The sequence below is a fragment of the Yersinia alsatica genome, assembly GCF_902170305.1.
GTDB classification, from domain to species: domain Bacteria; phylum Pseudomonadota; class Gammaproteobacteria; order Enterobacterales; family Enterobacteriaceae; genus Yersinia; species Yersinia alsatica.
In genome coordinates this window covers 63025-80394 of the sequence record NZ_CABHWW010000014.1, presented here as the reverse complement: position 1 = coordinate 80394, position 17370 = coordinate 63025, and the positions used below count along the sequence as shown (strand labels likewise).

The window sequence follows — 17370 nt, the reverse complement described above, 5'->3', positions numbered from 1 at the left end:
ATAAGCTAATGAAAGACATCAGTATGGCTAATTTAACTATCGAGTTTGGAAAAAACAAGTTATATGAATAAGATAATAGATTTAATCGCTTTTTTTCGGCTTTGAATGTATCAGCCATACACCTAATAGAATAAAACCTGACCCGATGGTTTTTAATAAAGTGACAGGTTCATGGTACCAAGGTAGTAATACTGCCGCTAAATAGACCAGCGCATAACTGAGGCTTAATAATGGATAAGCACGATTAAGCGGCAAATATCTTAGCGCAAAAAACCAACACAGCATGGATAAGGCATAACCAAATAACCCGCATATTACGGCAATTAATTGTGTTAGGTGGTTCATTAAAAATTGGCCATTAATATCAGCTAAAGACATTAATGGCGTATTCATCATGCCCCATTTCAGCATTAACTGGGCAATCGTCACCAACACCACACTGCCTACACCCCAGCCATAACCTTTCATAGATGCCAACTAATCAATAAGATACCAAACATAATAGCGGCGATACCCAGCCAATGGCGCGGCGTCGTCTCCTCGCCATAAAACAGTTGAGCCGCCAAGGTTACCAGGACGAAATTAAAACTGAGCATTGGATAAGCCACACTCAGCGGAAGATGTTGCAATAAGCGTAGCCACAGCAACATCCCCAACCCGAGGAGCAGCACCGCGAAAGCGAACCAGCGCAAGGTCGGAGCCAGCCGTGTTTCTGCTGGCCCCTCCCAACATTGCGCGGCTTGCTTCTGACATAATTGCCCCGCACAGGTCAATAAACTGACCATTATCAAGAGCACATAACTTATCATGGCGTTTTTTGATACCACAAAAGTGCCAAGCGATTCATCAAATTAACCTTATCTGCTGCCGGTAAATCAGCTGGAAGCTCTTCGTTGCGAGATAACTGAACCACCAGCGATACATCGCCTTGTTTCCTCGCCTGGGCGAGCCATTGGCTGAAATCTTTCTCACTGATATATTGATGTTCACTGTCGGCATAGTTCAACCCGTATGTTAGCTCACCTTTTTCACTGAACATCAGAATATCGCTACGTTTCAATTCCCACGCCAGCCCTGCCGCAACGCCAACACTATCAGCTAAAACATAACGGCTGTTATTAAGCTTATCAAAATTCTGCTGAATAAAGTTCTGCGGCTGTTTAGAGTCAATGACCTGCTGGGGAATTAAATAACCGACGAGTAATATAAACAGTAATGGGCACGCCGCCGCCCAGCGCCAATGACGGGCATTATTGCGTAAGGTTACAAAGCCCACCAGCCCCCATCCAGCAAAAGCAAGTGTCGCCAGAATGACTTTCAGATGCTCATGCGGTTCGTAGGCGACCAGATGTGCTACCAGCCCCATACCAATAACCAGCACCGCCAATGCGCAGACCAGACCAAAAATAAGATTTATTGCACCATTAATCTTCAGAGCGCGCATGCGCATATTATTGGCGCAATCTGTTGCATAGGCAGCCATCAGTAGGGATAGCGGAGCCATGCAAGGCAAGATATAAGTCGGTAGCTTCCCTTTCGCCACACTGAAAAAGATCAATGGCATTAATACCCAACTGAGTAAAAAGAATAACTCAGGTCTTGCCACCCGTTCGCGCCACCCTTTCAGTAAGGCTCCGGGTAATAATCCCAGCCAAGGTAAAACACCCAAACATAGCACCGGCAAGTAATACCACATAGGGGCTTTGTGCTGAGCATCTTTTTCTGCAAACCGCTGAATATGTTCAACCCAGAAGAAGTAATGCCAGAAATCCGGCTCCCGCTGAGCAATGGCTAATGCCCAGGGTAAACTTATTATCACCGCACTCACTATCGCGAGCGGGCCAAAAATAATAAGTTCTTTTACTCTTTTCTGCTGTATGACAATCGGCAATACCGCAATAACCGGCACGGCCAAAGCCAGAAAACCTTTGGTCATAAAGCCCATACCGCACGCTAAACCAAGCAACAGGTAAGCCACTATTTTCTGTTTCGCGGTTTCAGCTCGCAGAGTGAGATAGAAACAGAACATCGACGCGGTGAGCCACAATGAAATCATCGGATCTAGCACAGCATAAGAGCCAATACTAAATACCAACAACATCGAGAGATAAATTAAGGTCGCCAACACCGATGTTGAGCGGTTACGCCATAATAAAGTTGCTAGCCAATAAACTAATACGGCACTCAACGCCGTACTAAAAATTGAGCCAAATCGTACGGCGAAATTAGTATCACCGAATATCCACTGACTAATATTATTAAACCAATATCCCGCAATAGGTTTTTCAAAATAGCGGATACCCAATAGATGGGGCACAATCCAGTCGCCACGTTGCAGCATTTCCCGGCTAATTTCCGCATAGCGCGTTTCATCCGGCTGCCACAATAGGCGGCTATTAACAGGTAATAAATAGACCAATGCAAAGAACAACGCCAGTAGGGCTGCCCCACTTCCTTTTAACAGCCTCATTGCGCATCCTTTATATCTGACTGACACCCTAACCAGCCTTCTCGCCCCGGGAAAGCAGCGCGAATAACTTTACCCACCGGCAGTGAATCTGGATTTTCAGGTAATAGAGCCCCAAGGGGACAAAACTGAATGTCGTATTTTTTTGCCATGACCAATAATTGTTCAAACATTACGGCTTGCGACATCCCTTCAACCTCGGCATGGATGGTATAAACCGGTGTTCCGCTGTCATGCAATATGGCATTCATAATAAAATCATTAAAATCTTCAGCACGGACTTCGCTGCCGACCACTTCATCATAAGTGGGTAAAGTCACTGGAATTTGTACCGTACCCAGGTTGCCATCAGGTAATAATGGGCGGAAAGGATGAGTACCACGGCAGTCACTGTTATAGCGGAAAGAGAACGGCTGCTTTATGGCTAAAACACGCTCATCAGCCCGCCAGCCCGCTGCTGCCGAGCAGGTAACAGGTTGCTGAATGCTATGCTGCAATGCATCAACTCCCAATTGCACCTGTTCAGCCAGTTGCTGTTTTGACCATGATGCGACTTTCGCTTGCCAGCCCTGATGATCCCAAGCATGCAAGCCAACTTCATGCCCCGCCTGCAAAGTCTCTTTCATCAATGGGCCAAAATCTTTCGCAATCTTTTTCCCTGGCCAGGCCGTGCCCGCCAGCAAAATATCCCAGCCATACAGTGAGGCGGCATTCGAGCGCAGCATTTTCCATAAGAAGCGGGGACGGAAAAGGCGCCACAAATGGCGCCCCATGTTATCCGGTCCGACACTGAAGAAAAAGCTGGCACTCACATCATACTTTTCAAGCACTGCAAGTAACGATGGCACACCTTCCTTGGTTCCACGGTAGGTGTCCACATCGATTCTTAAACCAACCTGCTTCATACGTGAGCGTCATCCTTTGAGCTTTCATTCTGTTCCTGGACAACCCCACGTAGGAAGAAATCCAATGTTTCAGTAACCGTCTGTTGCAACGCAATTTCCGGCTGCCAATGCAAAATACGGCGCGCATTCTTGATACTTGGCGTGCGATATTCCACATCCTGATACCCTTTGCCGTAATATGCACTGCTTTCAATATCTTTAAAGCCAGCAAACGGTGGGAAATGGTCACGTAATTCATGCTGTTCAAAACTGCTCAGCAGTATTTCTGCCAGTTCACGAATACTGGCTTCATTGGTCGGGTTACCAATATTGATGATTTGACCGTCACAAGCACCATCACGGTTTTCAATAATACGGAACAACGCTTCAATACCATCATGAATATCAGTGAAGCAGCGTTTTTGCGCACCGCCATCAACTAATTTAATTGGCGAACCTTCAACCAAGTTTAAAATAAGCTGCGTGATGGCACGAGAACTACCAATACGCGCGGCATCAAGGTTATCCAATCGTGGCCCCATCCAGTTAAATGGACGGAACAAAGTAAACTTGAGGTTTTCTTTTGCGCCGTAGGCCCAAATAACTCGGTCCAGTAATTGCTTAGATACCGAGTAAATCCAGCGCTGTTTATTAATTGGCCCAACAATTAGGCGCGAGCTGTCTTCATCAAACTCTTTATCATCACACATGCCATAAACTTCGGACGTGGATGGGAAGACAATGCGCTTATTGTATTTTACGCAATCTCGGACAATCTTGAGGTTCTCTTCAAAATCCAATTCAAAGACACGCAGCGGGTTGCGGGTATATTCAATTGGAGTCGCAATAGCAACCAATGGCAGGATAACGTCACATTTCTTAATATGATATTCAATCCATTCGGAATGAATACTGATATCACCCTCGACGAAATGGAAATAAGGATTATCCAAGAAACGACTGATGGCATCAGAACCAATATCTAAACCATAAACTTCGTAGCGGTCATCACGTAGCAAGCGCTCAGTTAAATGATTACCAATGAAACCATTAACACCAAGGATCAATACGCGCGTACGTCTTTTCTGGGCTTTGCTAGGTTTATTACCTAAACGGACATCGGTGACAATGCCCATATCTTGTGCCAAACGGCTGCCCTGAACATATAAGCCGGCCTCACCCTGCCCGGCAACAACCTCCAGCGCCCCTTCGCCACAAGCAATAACCAGTGGAGAGGTCGATAACACAGTACCAGGAGCCTTACCGTGTGTGATATCCAATGGACGTGAACGCCAGATAATGAGTTGGCGCTGCCCAAGGTAACTGAAAGCACCTGGGTAAGGCTCAGTTACCGCCCGCACCAGGTTATTAATTGCTGATGCGGATTTTTGCCAATGTATTTCACCATCAGCGGCAGTACGACGGCCAAAATAACTCGCATCGGCTTCTTTTTGTGGCACTAAATGCAATGATGCATTATTCATTTTAGGCAATAAGTCACGCAGCAACTCTTGGGCCGCATCGCGCATTTTTGCATGTAATGTTAAGGCGGTGTCGGCATCACTGATAATAACTTTATGTTGCCCAGCAATCGGGCCTGCATCGGCTTTTTTGACCATTTTATGGAGAGTAACACCGGTTTCTTTCTCGCCATTGACTAGCGCCCAATTAATAGGTGCGCGCCCACGGTACTTCGGTAATAAAGAGCCGTGCAGATTGAAGCCACCGCGTGGGGCTGATGACAAAATCTCGTCGCAAATCATATTGCGATAATAGAAAGAGAAAATGATATCAGGCTGCATTTGCTGAATCCGTTCAATCCACAGCGGATGATTAACATCTTCTGGCGCAAATACCGGGAGTTCTAGATCAGCAGCGACTCTAGCAACTGAAGAGAAAAAGCGATTCTCATTAGGGGAATCAGTATGGGTAAATACTGCCTGAATATCATACCCAGCTTCGACCAGTGCTTTCAGTCCAACACAGCCAATATCGTGATAGGCAAATACAATCGCTTTCATTTCTCTACTTCCTGATTATTTTCGGTCTGCTCAGCGCCGACCACTTTCTGTATGAAATAACGTGGACGCGCGCGTACATCGTTATAAATACGACCGATATATTCACCGAGTAGCCCCATACCAACAAATTGGGCACCAATGAACATGAACAACACGGCGAATAGTGTAAAGACGCCGCCGCCAGCCCATTCAGGGCCAAATACCAAACGTAAAACCACCAGCAGCACTGCCAGAGTGAAACCCGAAAGTGCAATGACACTGCCAACCAGACTTAATAAACGTAACGGAGTTGTCGTCAGGCAAGTAATCAGGTCATACATCAGATTGATGAGCTTCATCAGGCTGTATTTCGAATCGCCAAACTCACGCTCTGCATGATGAACGGTAATTTCTGTTGTGCGGCGGGCAAAGGTATTTGCCAGGATAGGAATAAATGTACTGCGTTCGTGACAGTGTAACATCGCTTCAACAATGTGACGACGATAGGCACGAAGCATGCAGCCATAGTCACCCATTGATTTCCCAGTAGCGCGCTGAATCATCATGTTGATCATGCGAGAGGCTGTTTTGCGGAACAGCGAGTCTTGCCGGTTGGCACGAACAGTCCCAACAACGTCATAACCCTCTTCTGCAACACTGACCAGCCGTGGGATTTCTTCTGGCGGATTCTGCAAGTCAGCATCCAGAGTAATAACCAAATCACCACTAACCTGATTGAATCCCGCCATAATGGCTGAATGTTGACCATAATTTCGATTAAGCAAAACAGCAATAATGCAACTGTCTGGTTCGTTAGCGGCTGCCGTCAAAAGTTCGGCTGAACTATCGCTACTGCCATCATCTACAAGAATAATCTCGTATGGTTGGCTGAGTAACTTACAAGCAGCCGATGTTCGTTGTATTAATGCAGGCAGGCTTTCTTGCTCGTTATAAACAGGAATAACGACTGAGACTTTCTTTATTTGTTCATTCTGTAACACGGCGCGGCCCTATAATAGTTGCTAATGCATCAACCACCCGATCAACATCACTATTCAGCATGTCGGGGAAAAGGGGCAATGTGCATAATCTGGCGGAATTCCATTCGGTATTAGGTAAATGCAAAGAAGGGTAGCGTTCGCGGTAGTACTTTTGGGTATGCGCCGCACGAAAATGCAGACCAGTACCAATCCCGAACTCTTTCAGGCGAGCCATCAATGTGTCCCGGTCAATACCACAGCGCGCTTCATCAACACGCACCATAAAAAGATGCCATGCATGCTGATGGGAATAATCAGGAACAGCTAATGGTTGTAAGGGAGAGTCGGCTAATGCCAGATGATAGCGGGCCACCAATTCTTGCCGACGGGCATTGATTTCAGACAGGCGACCGAGTTGAACCACTGCGATAGCGGCATGAATATCAGATAAATTATATTTATAACCGGGTTCAACAACCTCAGCTTGCGGACTACGCCCTTGAATTTGGCGGTCAAAGGCATCGACACCTAAACCATGGAACTTGAGACGACGAACTCTGGCGGCTAATTCATCATCATCCGTTGCAATTAAACCGCCCTCAGCGCAAGTTATATTCTTAATTGCGTGGAAAGAGAAAATTGCGGTACCTTCCTCACCAATCCATTTATCACCATAACGGGTGCCGACAGCATGGGCTGCATCTTCAATCAATGGAATGCCGTGTCGTTGGGCAATTGCACGTAAGGCATCAAGCTCGCAAGGCGCGCCAGCATAATGAACCGGAATGATAGCTTTGGTTTTCGGCGTAATTGCGGCTTCAACATCAGCTGCGCGGACCATCAAGGTATCGCGATCAACATCAATCATGACGGGTTCTGCGCCCAGCAACACAATCATATTTAGTGTTGAAACCCAGGTTTGGGACGGTGTAATCACTTCATCGCCGGGGCCAATTCCTAGCGCCATCAGCGTAATATGCATCCCTGCGGTGGCAGAACAGACAGCGATGGCATGTTTGCATCCAAATGCCGCGCAAAAGTCAGTTTCTAACTGCTGATTCTGCGGGCCTGTAGTAATCCAACCGGAACCTAGCACATTTACTACCGCATTAATTTCGTCCGAACCAATTGCTGGACGAGAAAAAGGCAAAAAATTCTGCATTGATAAAAATCCCTAGGACACTTTGAGCTTTGGGCAACTATATGCCCACATAAGTTAACGGAAACTAAACGCTAATCAGATAGACTCTTCATTTACTAGGAATAACTTTAGCCCACAAACCTTAAATAAACCTTAAGATAGGTGTTTTTTGTAAATATATTTTTAGTAATTAATTCATATTGAAATTATTTTTTTTGCATGAAAAATCAAGCAATTGGCACAAACTGATATCGGTGACTATAATGGGGGGTTGCGCTATTTTAGCGTTTAAGACATGCAGCGGCAGGAACTATAATAATTAGTGTGAAAATCATAATTAAAGGATATTAATTCGACCAACCGAACTCAGATAAATAGGTAAATGTAAGCTTTAACCGTTTTTTGTAATAATCCAATTCTGTTGATTAAAACTATGAATTTGGAAATCGACTTCGAATACTTCAGACAACATATTCGCTTCCATCACGTGCTTAGTCTCTCCTTGCGCCAACACCTTCCCACTGGCCATTAACCAAACTTGGTCAGCCTGTTGCAAAGTATGATTGAGGTCGTGTGCACTGATTATTGCACTGCGCCCAGCAGAGCAAAACTCACGCAACAAGCCGTCCAATGCAACCTTCTGTGCTACATCTAAGCCAGTGTAAGGCTCATCAAGTAATAGCAATTTGCTGTCTGGATTAATATCCGGCCAAACCTGCAAAAATACGGCAGCAAGACGAACACGTTGCCACTCACCACCGGAAAGTTGTGACAGCATTCGTGATAATTTATCCGTTAATCGTAGCTTTTGACACAGGTAGCCAATCGTCTCTGCTACAGCTTCCACAGCGACGCCCGCGGGCTGATAGAGAGAAAGATATTGGAAAACTGGCATCATTGTCAGCGCCGATTGCTGCTGAGATAAATATGCGCGCAGCCGGGCCAATTCATGCCCTGAATAGAGTGGTAACGATTTTCCTACCAGAACAATATCGCCCCTTGCAGGTAACAGGCCAGCCAGTGAAGCCAGCAAAGTGCTTTTCCCTGCCCCATTTGGGCCGATCAAATGAATTTGCAACCCAGCTTTTACCTGAGATGAAAAAGGTGCCAGGCGAGTTTCTACATTGACATCGCTGAGTTGCAATAGCATCAGAATAATTTTTCCATCAGTATTAGTGAGCGGCCAATGCCCGAGTCACCGCACTAATCAAAATAGGATCTTCTGGCGTCATATCCGGAGCAAAGCGTTCAAGTACTACACCATCCCGGCCAATTAAGAATTTTTCAAAATTCCACAGAATATCACCTGCCTGTTTCGGCTCACGGCCCTTACTCGCCAACCGCTGATAAAACTCACTGCCTTCCGGTTTTACTGCCGCCGGTTTTGCTGCAATCAATTGCTGATATAAAGGATGACGTTGCGGGCCATTAACTTCAATTTTGCTAAACATTGGGAAGTCAACGCCGAACGTACCACGGCAGAATGCCTGAATTTCTTCATCGCTACCCGGCTCTTGCCCGGCGAATTCGTTACTTGGGAAACCCAACACTTCAAACCCTTGCTGCTTGTATGTCTTATACAGATTTTCCAAGCCTTCATATTGTTTGGTTAGACCGCACTGCGAGGCCACATTAACCACCAACAAAACCGAACCTTTATACTGTTCCAGTTTAACTGATTGGCCTTCAATGGTTTTTACCGGAATGGAATAAATTGTATGACTCATCGGGAAGAATCCTTATTCAGCAATAATAAACAGATGAACCCACAGGCGTATAAATCTGCGCTAGGCAGATCACTTTACACGGTTCACTCTGGTCAGCAACCAGATAAATAGTGGCGAACCTAATGTAGCAGTCACAACACCAATAGGTAATTCAGCGGAGAATAACGCGATACGCGCGACGACATCAGCCAGCAACAATATCCCTCCTCCCGCCAATGCACATCCGACCAATAATCGGCGTTGATCAGTTAAGCCTGTTAACCGCAAGATATGCGGGATAACCAGACCGATAAAACTGATAACGCCAGCCAAAGCAACACTGATACCAACGAGTAGGCCAATTGCCAACACTAATAAATTGCGCCACAGATGAAGAGGAATACCTAATTGCCTTGCTTGCTGCTCACCAAGAGACATGAAATTAAGTACCCGCCCCTGGCAGCACAGCCATACCACAATAGGTAATAGTGCTAGTACCAATCCTTGCTGTCGCCAGTCAATACCACTAAATCCGCCCATCATCCAATACATTAACTGGCGTAAATCCAGACTGGTACTGAAATAGACGGCCCAAGTCATAATGGCGCTACACACAATTCCCAATGCAACGCCAACCAATAGCAGGCGAGCATTGGTTAATAAACGTCGCCGGGCAAAACCCAGTAGCAGCGCCGTCATTAATAAAGCCCCGGCAATAGCACAAGCGCTCAGAAACCAGATAGGCAGCAATCCATGGCCCAATAATACGGCCATAACCAGCGCGACACCGGCGCCATTTGCCACCCCTAACAAGCCCGGTTCTGCCAACGGATTTTCAAATAAAGCCTGCATAACCGCACCAGAGACAGCAAGGCTGGCCCCCACCATCATGACAGCCAAAGCTCTGGGCATGCGCAACTGCCAGACAAATAATTGCCCGTATTCACTAAACCACTGTGTTGGCCAAAGCCAAATGTCACCGGCACACAAGCTGATGGCCAGCGCTAAGACCAATGTAACCACTAATCCTTTGATATAACGGTGATCACGCTGTTGTTGCCGCTGTTGAAGTGCGGTAAATAACTGACTGGTCTGCATTACATCCTCGGCCATTACCTCAGAATTTACCTGAAGATATCAGATTTCTATTAGGCACTGAGATACCCAATAGACCTCAATATGTAGGAAGGCGGCAAACAAGAAAATTTCAATGAATTTACTCAAGTCAGTGACTTGGGTGTTTGTCTACGGCCAACACACCTGCAACTTGAAAGATGAAGGGTATATTAGGGGGTTAATGTAAGAAGGGGAAGATTTGCATGAAAAATATGACTTTTTTTGATAGAAAGCGCTAATCTTGCCCCTGATTTTTAGAGGCAAAATTAGCGCTCATCTATTATTGGCGATGCCCACTATATTTCGCGCTGCCGCTCTGTCGCAAACCTCCGCCAGCATCTCGCAAAAAGTCAGGGATATCAGCGATTACCATTATTCTGTGGCGGGTAAACCTGCTGACCTCCACGGCCACCACCATTATTTGGGCTGCCATGACTATTTGAACCACCTTGCGGGCCATTGTTGCCCTGCCCGCCATGATTACCCGGTTGCCCGTGCCCGTTATTTTCATTATGTCTTGGCTGATTACCATGGTCATCGTGGTCATTATGCCGTTGCTCCCCATGTTCTTGCCCACGGAACGGGTTGCGGCCATCATGCTCAGGTGGACGCTGCCAGCGACCTCCATCCCAATAATAGCCTCGCTCATTACGATCACCAATATGAGCACCTCGGTGTTCATGCCACCATTGTGGCGGACGCCAATCATAGCCATCCCAGTAATAACCACGGTTATCTTGATCGCCTAAGTGCAAACTGACACCGGGCATATTGATATCAAGTGACACATCTGCCTGCACGGCCAGCGGCATTAACGACAGAACACCCAGTAGCAAGAGATATTTTTTCATATAAGTCCGAATGTATTATGAGCAGTTGATAAATATATATCAGCGTAAATATCTTCCTTCTATGAGATAACTTCCCATTTTCTATTTCATTGCATAATTCTTACGATATCCATACAATTATTTCATAGCTGATATTATTGCTCACGACTGTTTCTAACACATCTTAACACTGAACTGACAGTGGCTACTTTTATATTGAATTACAATTGTCGCTCGTATTTACCCACATAATTTAACGATGAGATAAATAGAATGCGACGTGTAACACTAATGCTAAGTGTGCTCTTACTGAGTTCAGTATTATCCGCTTGCTGTATCTTCCCACCTCCAGGTGGCGGGCATGGCGGCGGTCATGGTGGTGGTCCAGGCATGCATTATAATAACCCGTCACTTTAGGCTAAATGTGCCCGAGGTGTATTAAGTTATTTTCAATAAGAAAAATCTAATTTATATTTTATTGATATTAAATGATTTATCATCTCGGGTACTTTAATCAAACTCTCTTATTATTGTGATAATGCATCAGCCCTAATTAATTACGTGTTTACTCTATTAGAAATTAAGATTAATCCTTAATATTTTTATCGATAAGTGATGTGTTCCATCACACTAATGACATTATCTGCCCTCTTTTCCACTGCGAAAACAGTTAAAGCGCATCAGGTAGTGTTCAAATAGCACTTCCTCGTATTAGACCTCGAATGTTTGCTGATAGATAGCATCCGCGCCAGTAACAATAAATACCGCTCCTTCCTAGGGAGTATAGCTGAAAAAGAAAAAGGCCGCTTACGCGGCCTTTTGTTCTGAAAATACTCACTCTTTTGGAGTGGCACTCTCTACCCGGCTTTTTAGCTTTTGTCCTGGACGGAAAGTCACCACACGGCGCGCCGTAATAGGAATGTCCTCACCCGTCTTCGGATTACGGCCCGGACGTTGGTTCTTGTCTCGCAGATCAAAATTGCCAAAGCCAGACAGTTTGACCTGTTCGCCATTCTCAAGAGCACGACGTACCTCTTCAAAGAATAACTCAACCAGATCTTTGGCATCTCGTTTGCTAAGCCCTAGCTTTTCAAATAGATGTTCTGACATTTCAGCTTTAGTAAGCGCCATAGGTTCAATCCCTCAAGGATGCTTGGAATCGCTGTTTTAACGCCTCTACACATCTTGCGACAGTAGCGGCGATCTCCTCTTCTTCCAGTGTACGGGCGGTATCCTGCAACACCAGACTAATAGCCAGACTCTTATAACCTTCTGCTACGCCCTTGCCACGGTACACATCAAACAAGTTTACGCCAACTGCCTGATTTGCGCCAACTTTCTTACACTCCGCCAAAATATCTTCTGCGGGAACGTTTTCAGCCACTACAACGGCAATATCACGACGGTTTGCCGGGAAGCGCGAAATCTCGCTGGCCTGAGGCACGGCGCGGTCTGCGAGCTTGTTCCACTGCACTTCAAACACCACAGTGCGACCATTTAGATCGAGCTTACGTTCCAGTTCAGGATGAACTACACCAATGAAACCAATGTGTTCCCCTGATAAATAAATTGCAGCACTCTGCCCAGGATGCAGTGCAGGATGAGCTTCTGCACGGAATTGAACATCAGATAATTTGCCGGTAAGTTCCAGAATTGCTTCCAAATCGCCCTTCAAATCATAGAAGTCGATCGGCTGGCGCGCCAGATCCCAATGTTCATCATAACGATGGCCGGCAATCACACCGGCTAGCATGAGATCCTGTCTAACCCCGAGATCTGCTGTACTATCAGGTACAAAGCGTAAGCCACTTTCAAATAAACGCAAGCGAGATTGCTGACGATTCTGGTTATACACTACCGCCGACAGTAAACCTGTCAACAATGACAACCGCATTGCAGACATATCAACAGAGATCGGACTTGGCAAGATTAAGGCTTCTTGCTGCGGGTGCAGTAACGCTTGCACTTTAGGGTCAACAAAACTGTAAGTAATTGCTTCCTGGTAGCCGCGATCGACTAAAGCGGTCTTCACTCGCTTGAGTGATAACTTAGCTTCACGATGTTTCGTCATGATCAGATCAGCTTTAATTGGCACATCTGGAATATTGTTATAGCCATAGATGCGGGCAACTTCTTCCACCAAATCTTCTTCGATTTCCATATCGAAACGCCAGCTTGGTGCTACTGCCTGCCAGTCAGAACCCAGTTCTGTTACCTGACAACCAAGACGGCGCAGAATGTCACTAACTTGCTCTGACGGGACGTGGTGACCAATCAGGCGGTCCAGTTTTTCACGACGCAACGTAATAGTGGCGCGTTTTGGCAATTCAGCCGTTGCGGTCACATCAATAACCGGGCCGGCTTCTCCGCCGCAGATATCAAGCAACAAACGTGTAGCGCGTTCAATGGCTTTATGTTGCAACGCAGGATCCACACCACGCTCATAACGATGAGAAGCATCAGTATGCAGACCATGTCGGCGCGCACGCCCGGTAATTGACAGTGGGCTAAAGAATGCCGATTCCAGCAATACATTGCGGGTCTCTTCATTAACACCAGAATGTTCACCACCAAAAATACCAGCCATCGCCAGCGGTTTTTGCTGATCAGCAATAACCAGAGTGTCGGCATTCAGTTTGGCTTTCGTACCATCCAGTAGTGTCAGCTCTTCACCTTCCGCCGCCAGACGGACAATAATCCCACCGTCGATACGGTCAAGATCAAACGCATGCATCGGCTGACCTAACTCCAACAAGACGAAGTTGGTGACGTCAACAACCGGATCAATTGAACGAATTCCGCAGCGACGCAGCTTCTCGCGCATCCACAGTGGCGTCGCAGCTTTGACATTAATCCCTTTAACTACGCGCCCCAGATAGCGTGGACACGCTTGTGGAGCATCTACGCGGATAGGGAAAGTATCAGTAATGGCGGCTGCAACCGGGCTCATGTCTGGCTCGGTTAATGGCAATTGGTTTACTACCGCCACATCGCGCGCTACGCCGATAATACCTAAGCAATCGGCCCGGTTTGGCGTAACACTGATTTCGATGGTTTTATCGTTCAGATGCAGATATTCGCGCAGGTCAACACCAATTGGCGCATCAGCAGGCAACTCAATAATACCATCGTGATCTTCTGAAATAGCCAGTTCAGAGAAAGAGCACAGCATGCCCTCAGATGGCTCGCCGCGCAGTTTTGCGGCTTTAATTTTGAAATCGCCCGGCAAAACGGCACCCACAGTGGCAACAGCAACTTTCAAGCCCTGACGGCAGTTAGGTGCACCACAAACGATGTCCAATAAACGGTCACCGCCTACATCAATTTTGGTGACTCGCAATTTATCTGCATTTGGATGCTGGCCGCATTCAACTACGTGGCCGACAACCACACCATTAAATTCGCCGGCGACTGGCTCTACACCATCAACTTCTAAACCGGCCATAGTTATTTGATGGGCTAGATCATCACTGCTAATGGCTGGGTTTACCCATTCGCGTAACCAAAGTTCACTGAATTTCATGAGATATTCCCGCCTTACTTAAACTGTTTGAGGAAACGCAGATCATTTTCGAAGAAGGCACGCAGATCGGTGACGCCGTAACGCAGCATCGTTAAGCGCTCCATCCCCATACCGAATGCGAAGCCTGAATAAACCTCAGGGTCGATGCCGACGTTTCGCAACACATTTGGATGCACCATGCCGCAGCCCAGCACTTCGAGCCATTTGCCATTTTTACCCATCACATCCACTTCAGCGGACGGTTCAGTAAATGGGAAATAAGACGGGCGGAAGCGAATTTGCAGGTCTTCCTCAAAGAAGTTACGCAAGAAGTCGTGCAAAGTGCCTTTCAAATTGGTGAAGCTGATGTCACGGTCAACAATTAGCCCTTCCATTTGATGGAACATCGGTGTGTGTGTTTGGTCATAATCATTACGATAAACACGGCCCGGCACGATAATACGAATCGGTGGCTGTTGGCCTTGCATGGTACGAATCTGCACACCTGAAGTCTGCGTGCGCAGCAATCGGGTCGCATCAAACCAGAAAGTATCGTGATCTGCACGAGCTGGGTGATGAGCCGGAATATTTAATGCATCGAAGTTATGATAGTCATCTTCGATTTCAGGGCCGGATTCCACCGAAAAGCCCAATTCACCAAAGAAGGTTTCAATACGATCGATAGTGCGGGTTACTGGATGTAACCCACCGTTTTCCATACGACGCCCTGGTAAAGAGACATCAATAGTTTCAGCTGCCAATCGAGCATTCAGAACGGCTGATTCCAGCTTATCTTTGCGAGCATTAAGTGCTTCTTGTACTTCTTGTTTCGCCTGATTAATGATTGCGCCTGCCGCTGGGCGCTCTTCAGCTGGCAGCTCACGTAGCGATGTCATTTGCAGGGTCAAATGGCCTTTTTTGCCTAAATATTCGACGCGTACCAAATCCAACGCGGCAACATCCTGGGCATCTTCTATGGCTGCTTTAGCTTTGGCAACCAGCTCTGCGAGATGTGGCATTGTTTCCTCTTCCTCTGGCCGGTATGGCCCGCTTGTAGTTATCCCCTTAGAACTTGAAGCCACCAGCTTGTTAGCAGCAACTACGCACTCTTTGGGTATATAAATTAATGTTATATAAATTGTTAACTATATAGAAATACAGCCATCTAAAGCCGCGCATGCAGGCTCAATAACTGAAAATCTAATATTCAACACTCTTATAAAAATCTACAGGTTTACCTAAAAATGCCGGACTTAATCAAAACCCGCAAGTAGTGCCTACTCAGAGGCTCTAATAAACCTCTGAAATACAAACAAAAAAGCCTCCACGATGGGAGGCTTAGGCGCTATTTTTCGTTTCTATTCTTACGCGCAAGCCTCCTGGAATCAGGCGCTAAAGTAAAAAAAGAAGCGAAAAGTAACTGCATGCATCATAACAACGACCTTCTTTCCAAGAAGATAAAGATTAAAAGAGGGAGACAAGCTCCCTCTTCAATTCTGACTTACGCCAGAGCTACTTTCGCTTTTTCGACCAGTGCAGAGAATGCCACTTTATCGAATACTGCGATGTCAGCCAGGATCTTACGGTCGATTTCAACAGAAGCCTTTTTCAGACCATTGATGAAACGGCTGTAAGACAGACCATTCTGACGAGCAGCTGCGTTGATACGTGCAATCCACAGTTGGCGGAATTGACGCTTCCGTTGACGGCGGTCACGGTAGGCGTATTGGCCTGCCTTGATTACTGCCTGGAAAGCAACACGATAAACGCGCGAACGGGCACCGTAGTAACCTTTCGCCTGCTTTAAGATTTTTTTGTGACGTGCACGTGCTACCACACCACGTTTTACGCGAGCCATTTACTTCTCCTATCGTCTTAATTCAAACCAAAATTACTTATGCGTACGGCAGACATGCCACGACCAGACCCAGATCGTTCTTAGATACCAGGCCTTTTGGACGTAAATGACGTTTACGCTTAGTAGCTTTTTTGGTCAGAATATGACGCAGGTTAGCATGCTTACGCTTAAAACCACCATTGGCGGTCTTTTTGAAGCGCTTAGCGGCGCCGCGTACTGTCTTAATTTTTGGCATTGAATATATCCACTTCGCATTGTTAATTACAACGAGCTAGCTAGGCGAACAGACTTCTTACTGCGCAAGCGCAGAGAAGCCTGTTACTTGTATGCCTTACTGTCTCTTCTTAGGTGCGAGCACCATGATCATCTGACGACCTTCGATACGAGTCGGGAAAGACTCCACAACGGCCAGATCAGAATCTTCAGTCAGATCTTTTTTGACACGGTTAAGAACTTCCATGCCGATCTGTTGGTGCGCCATTTCACGCCCACGGAAACGCAGGGTGATTTTGGCTTTATCGCCATCTTCCAGAAAGCGAATCAGGTTGCGTAGTTTGACCTGATAGTCGCCATCATCGGTACCAGGACGGAATTTGATTTCCTTGACCTGAATGACTTTTTGCTTCTTCTTCTGTTCTTTTGTCGACTTGCTCTTCTCATAGAGGAATTTGCCGTAATCCATAATACGGCAAACCGGCGGCTCGGCATTCGGACTGATTTCTACTAAATCAACACCAGCTTCCTCAGCTTTTTCAAGAGCTTCATTCAGACTGACAATACCAATCTGCTCACCATCGACGCCTGTTAAGCGAACTTCTGTGGCGCGAATCTCTTTGTTGATGCGATTAGGACGCGCCGGTTGAACTCGTTTTCCGCCTTTAATACT

18 protein-coding genes and 1 other annotated feature are annotated in these 17370 nt (G+C 46.4%); all 18 genes read right to left on the bottom strand.

Annotated elements, in window-relative coordinates; translation table 11 throughout:
* Positions 1–81: 81 nt before the first annotated feature.
* The 18 genes from arnF to infC all read right to left on the bottom strand — a co-directional run bounded on the left by arnF (position 82) and on the right by infC (position 17367).
* Positions 82–468 (bottom strand): 4-amino-4-deoxy-L-arabinose-phosphoundecaprenol flippase subunit ArnF, encoded by a 387-nt coding sequence (gene arnF, locus FTA96_RS09845; protein ID WP_050107174.1) that lies wholly within the window; start codon positions 466–468, stop codon positions 82–84.
* Positions 465–809 carry a 4-amino-4-deoxy-L-arabinose-phosphoundecaprenol flippase subunit ArnE gene (arnE, locus tag FTA96_RS09840; protein ID WP_050107175.1) on the bottom strand — a complete coding sequence of 115 codons (345 nt, stop codon included), beginning with the start codon at positions 807–809 and terminating at the stop codon, positions 465–467. The genes arnF and arnE overlap by 4 nt, the downstream gene beginning before the upstream one ends.
* Positions 806–2470: a lipid IV(A) 4-amino-4-deoxy-L-arabinosyltransferase gene (gene arnT / locus FTA96_RS09835; RefSeq protein ID WP_145536580.1), complete on the bottom strand. Its 1665-nt coding sequence runs from the start codon at positions 2468–2470 to the stop codon at positions 806–808. The genes arnE and arnT overlap by 4 nt, the downstream gene beginning before the upstream one ends.
* Positions 2467–3372, bottom strand: coding sequence for a 4-deoxy-4-formamido-L-arabinose-phosphoundecaprenol deformylase (arnD, locus tag FTA96_RS09830; RefSeq protein WP_050107177.1), 906 nt, complete (start codon positions 3370–3372; stop codon positions 2467–2469). Before arnD ends, arnT begins: the two co-directional genes overlap by 4 nt.
* On the bottom strand, positions 3369–5372 hold the full coding sequence (arnA, locus tag FTA96_RS09825) for a bifunctional UDP-4-amino-4-deoxy-L-arabinose formyltransferase/UDP-glucuronic acid oxidase ArnA (RefSeq protein WP_050151151.1): 2004 nt from the start codon (positions 5370–5372) through the stop codon (positions 3369–3371). The genes arnD and arnA overlap by 4 nt, the downstream gene beginning before the upstream one ends.
* Complete coding sequence (gene arnC / locus FTA96_RS09820) at positions 5369–6352, bottom strand: undecaprenyl-phosphate 4-deoxy-4-formamido-L-arabinose transferase (protein WP_050107179.1); 984 nt, start codon at positions 6350–6352, stop codon at positions 5369–5371. The genes arnA and arnC overlap by 4 nt, the downstream gene beginning before the upstream one ends.
* A complete protein-coding gene (gene arnB / locus FTA96_RS09815) occupies positions 6339–7493 on the bottom strand; it encodes a UDP-4-amino-4-deoxy-L-arabinose aminotransferase (RefSeq protein ID WP_050107180.1) in 1155 nt (384 codons plus the stop codon). Before arnB ends, arnC begins: the two co-directional genes overlap by 14 nt.
* A 370-nt stretch (positions 7494–7863) precedes the next feature.
* Positions 7864–8622, bottom strand: coding sequence for a vitamin B12 ABC transporter ATP-binding protein BtuD (gene btuD / locus FTA96_RS09810; RefSeq protein WP_186372869.1), 759 nt, complete (start codon positions 8620–8622; stop codon positions 7864–7866).
* Positions 8623–8644: 22 nt separating this feature from the next.
* Positions 8645–9199, bottom strand: a complete 555-nt coding sequence (locus FTA96_RS09805; protein WP_050107182.1) for a glutathione peroxidase — start codon at positions 9197–9199, stop codon at positions 8645–8647.
* Between the two features lie 69 nt (positions 9200–9268).
* Positions 9269–10276: a vitamin B12 ABC transporter permease BtuC gene (gene btuC, locus FTA96_RS09800; protein WP_050145959.1), complete on the bottom strand. Its 1008-nt coding sequence runs from the start codon at positions 10274–10276 to the stop codon at positions 9269–9271.
* A 377-nt stretch (positions 10277–10653) separates the two neighbouring features.
* Positions 10654–11145: a DUF2502 domain-containing protein gene (locus tag FTA96_RS09795; protein ID WP_050145934.1), complete on the bottom strand. Its 492-nt coding sequence runs from the start codon at positions 11143–11145 to the stop codon at positions 10654–10656.
* Between the two features lie 813 nt (positions 11146–11958).
* Entirely contained in the window at positions 11959–12255 is a 297-nt protein-coding gene (ihfA, locus tag FTA96_RS09790; protein ID WP_002211830.1) for an integration host factor subunit alpha, read from the bottom strand.
* A 4-nt stretch (positions 12256–12259) separates the two neighbouring features.
* Positions 12260–14647 carry a phenylalanine--tRNA ligase subunit beta gene (gene pheT, locus FTA96_RS09785; RefSeq protein WP_050134545.1) on the bottom strand — a complete coding sequence of 796 codons (2388 nt, stop codon included), beginning with the start codon at positions 14645–14647 and terminating at the stop codon, positions 12260–12262.
* A 14-nt stretch (positions 14648–14661) separates the two neighbouring features.
* The gene (gene pheS / locus FTA96_RS09780; protein ID WP_134957034.1) at positions 14662–15645 is read right to left on the bottom strand and encodes a phenylalanine--tRNA ligase subunit alpha; all 984 of its coding nucleotides are present in this window, start codon (positions 15643–15645) and stop codon (positions 14662–14664) included.
* A 292-nt stretch (positions 15646–15937) separates the two neighbouring features.
* Positions 15938–16060, bottom strand: a sequence feature (Phe leader region).
* A complete protein-coding gene (gene pheM / locus FTA96_RS23765; RefSeq protein ID WP_223300610.1) occupies positions 16012–16056 on the bottom strand; it encodes a pheST operon leader peptide PheM in 45 nt (14 codons plus the stop codon). (Overlaps the previous feature by 45 nt.)
* Positions 16061–16127: 67 nt before the next feature.
* Positions 16128–16484, bottom strand: a complete 357-nt coding sequence (gene rplT, locus FTA96_RS09770) for a 50S ribosomal protein L20 (RefSeq protein WP_004706556.1) — start codon at positions 16482–16484, stop codon at positions 16128–16130.
* A gap of 37 nt (positions 16485–16521) precedes the next feature.
* The gene (gene rpmI / locus FTA96_RS09765) at positions 16522–16719 is read right to left on the bottom strand and encodes a 50S ribosomal protein L35 (protein ID WP_002211834.1); all 198 of its coding nucleotides are present in this window, start codon (positions 16717–16719) and stop codon (positions 16522–16524) included.
* Between the two features lie 96 nt (positions 16720–16815).
* Positions 16816–17367 (bottom strand): translation initiation factor IF-3, encoded by a 552-nt coding sequence (gene infC, locus FTA96_RS09760; protein WP_011816226.1) that lies wholly within the window; start codon positions 17365–17367, stop codon positions 16816–16818.
* Positions 17368–17370 lie beyond the last annotated feature (3 nt).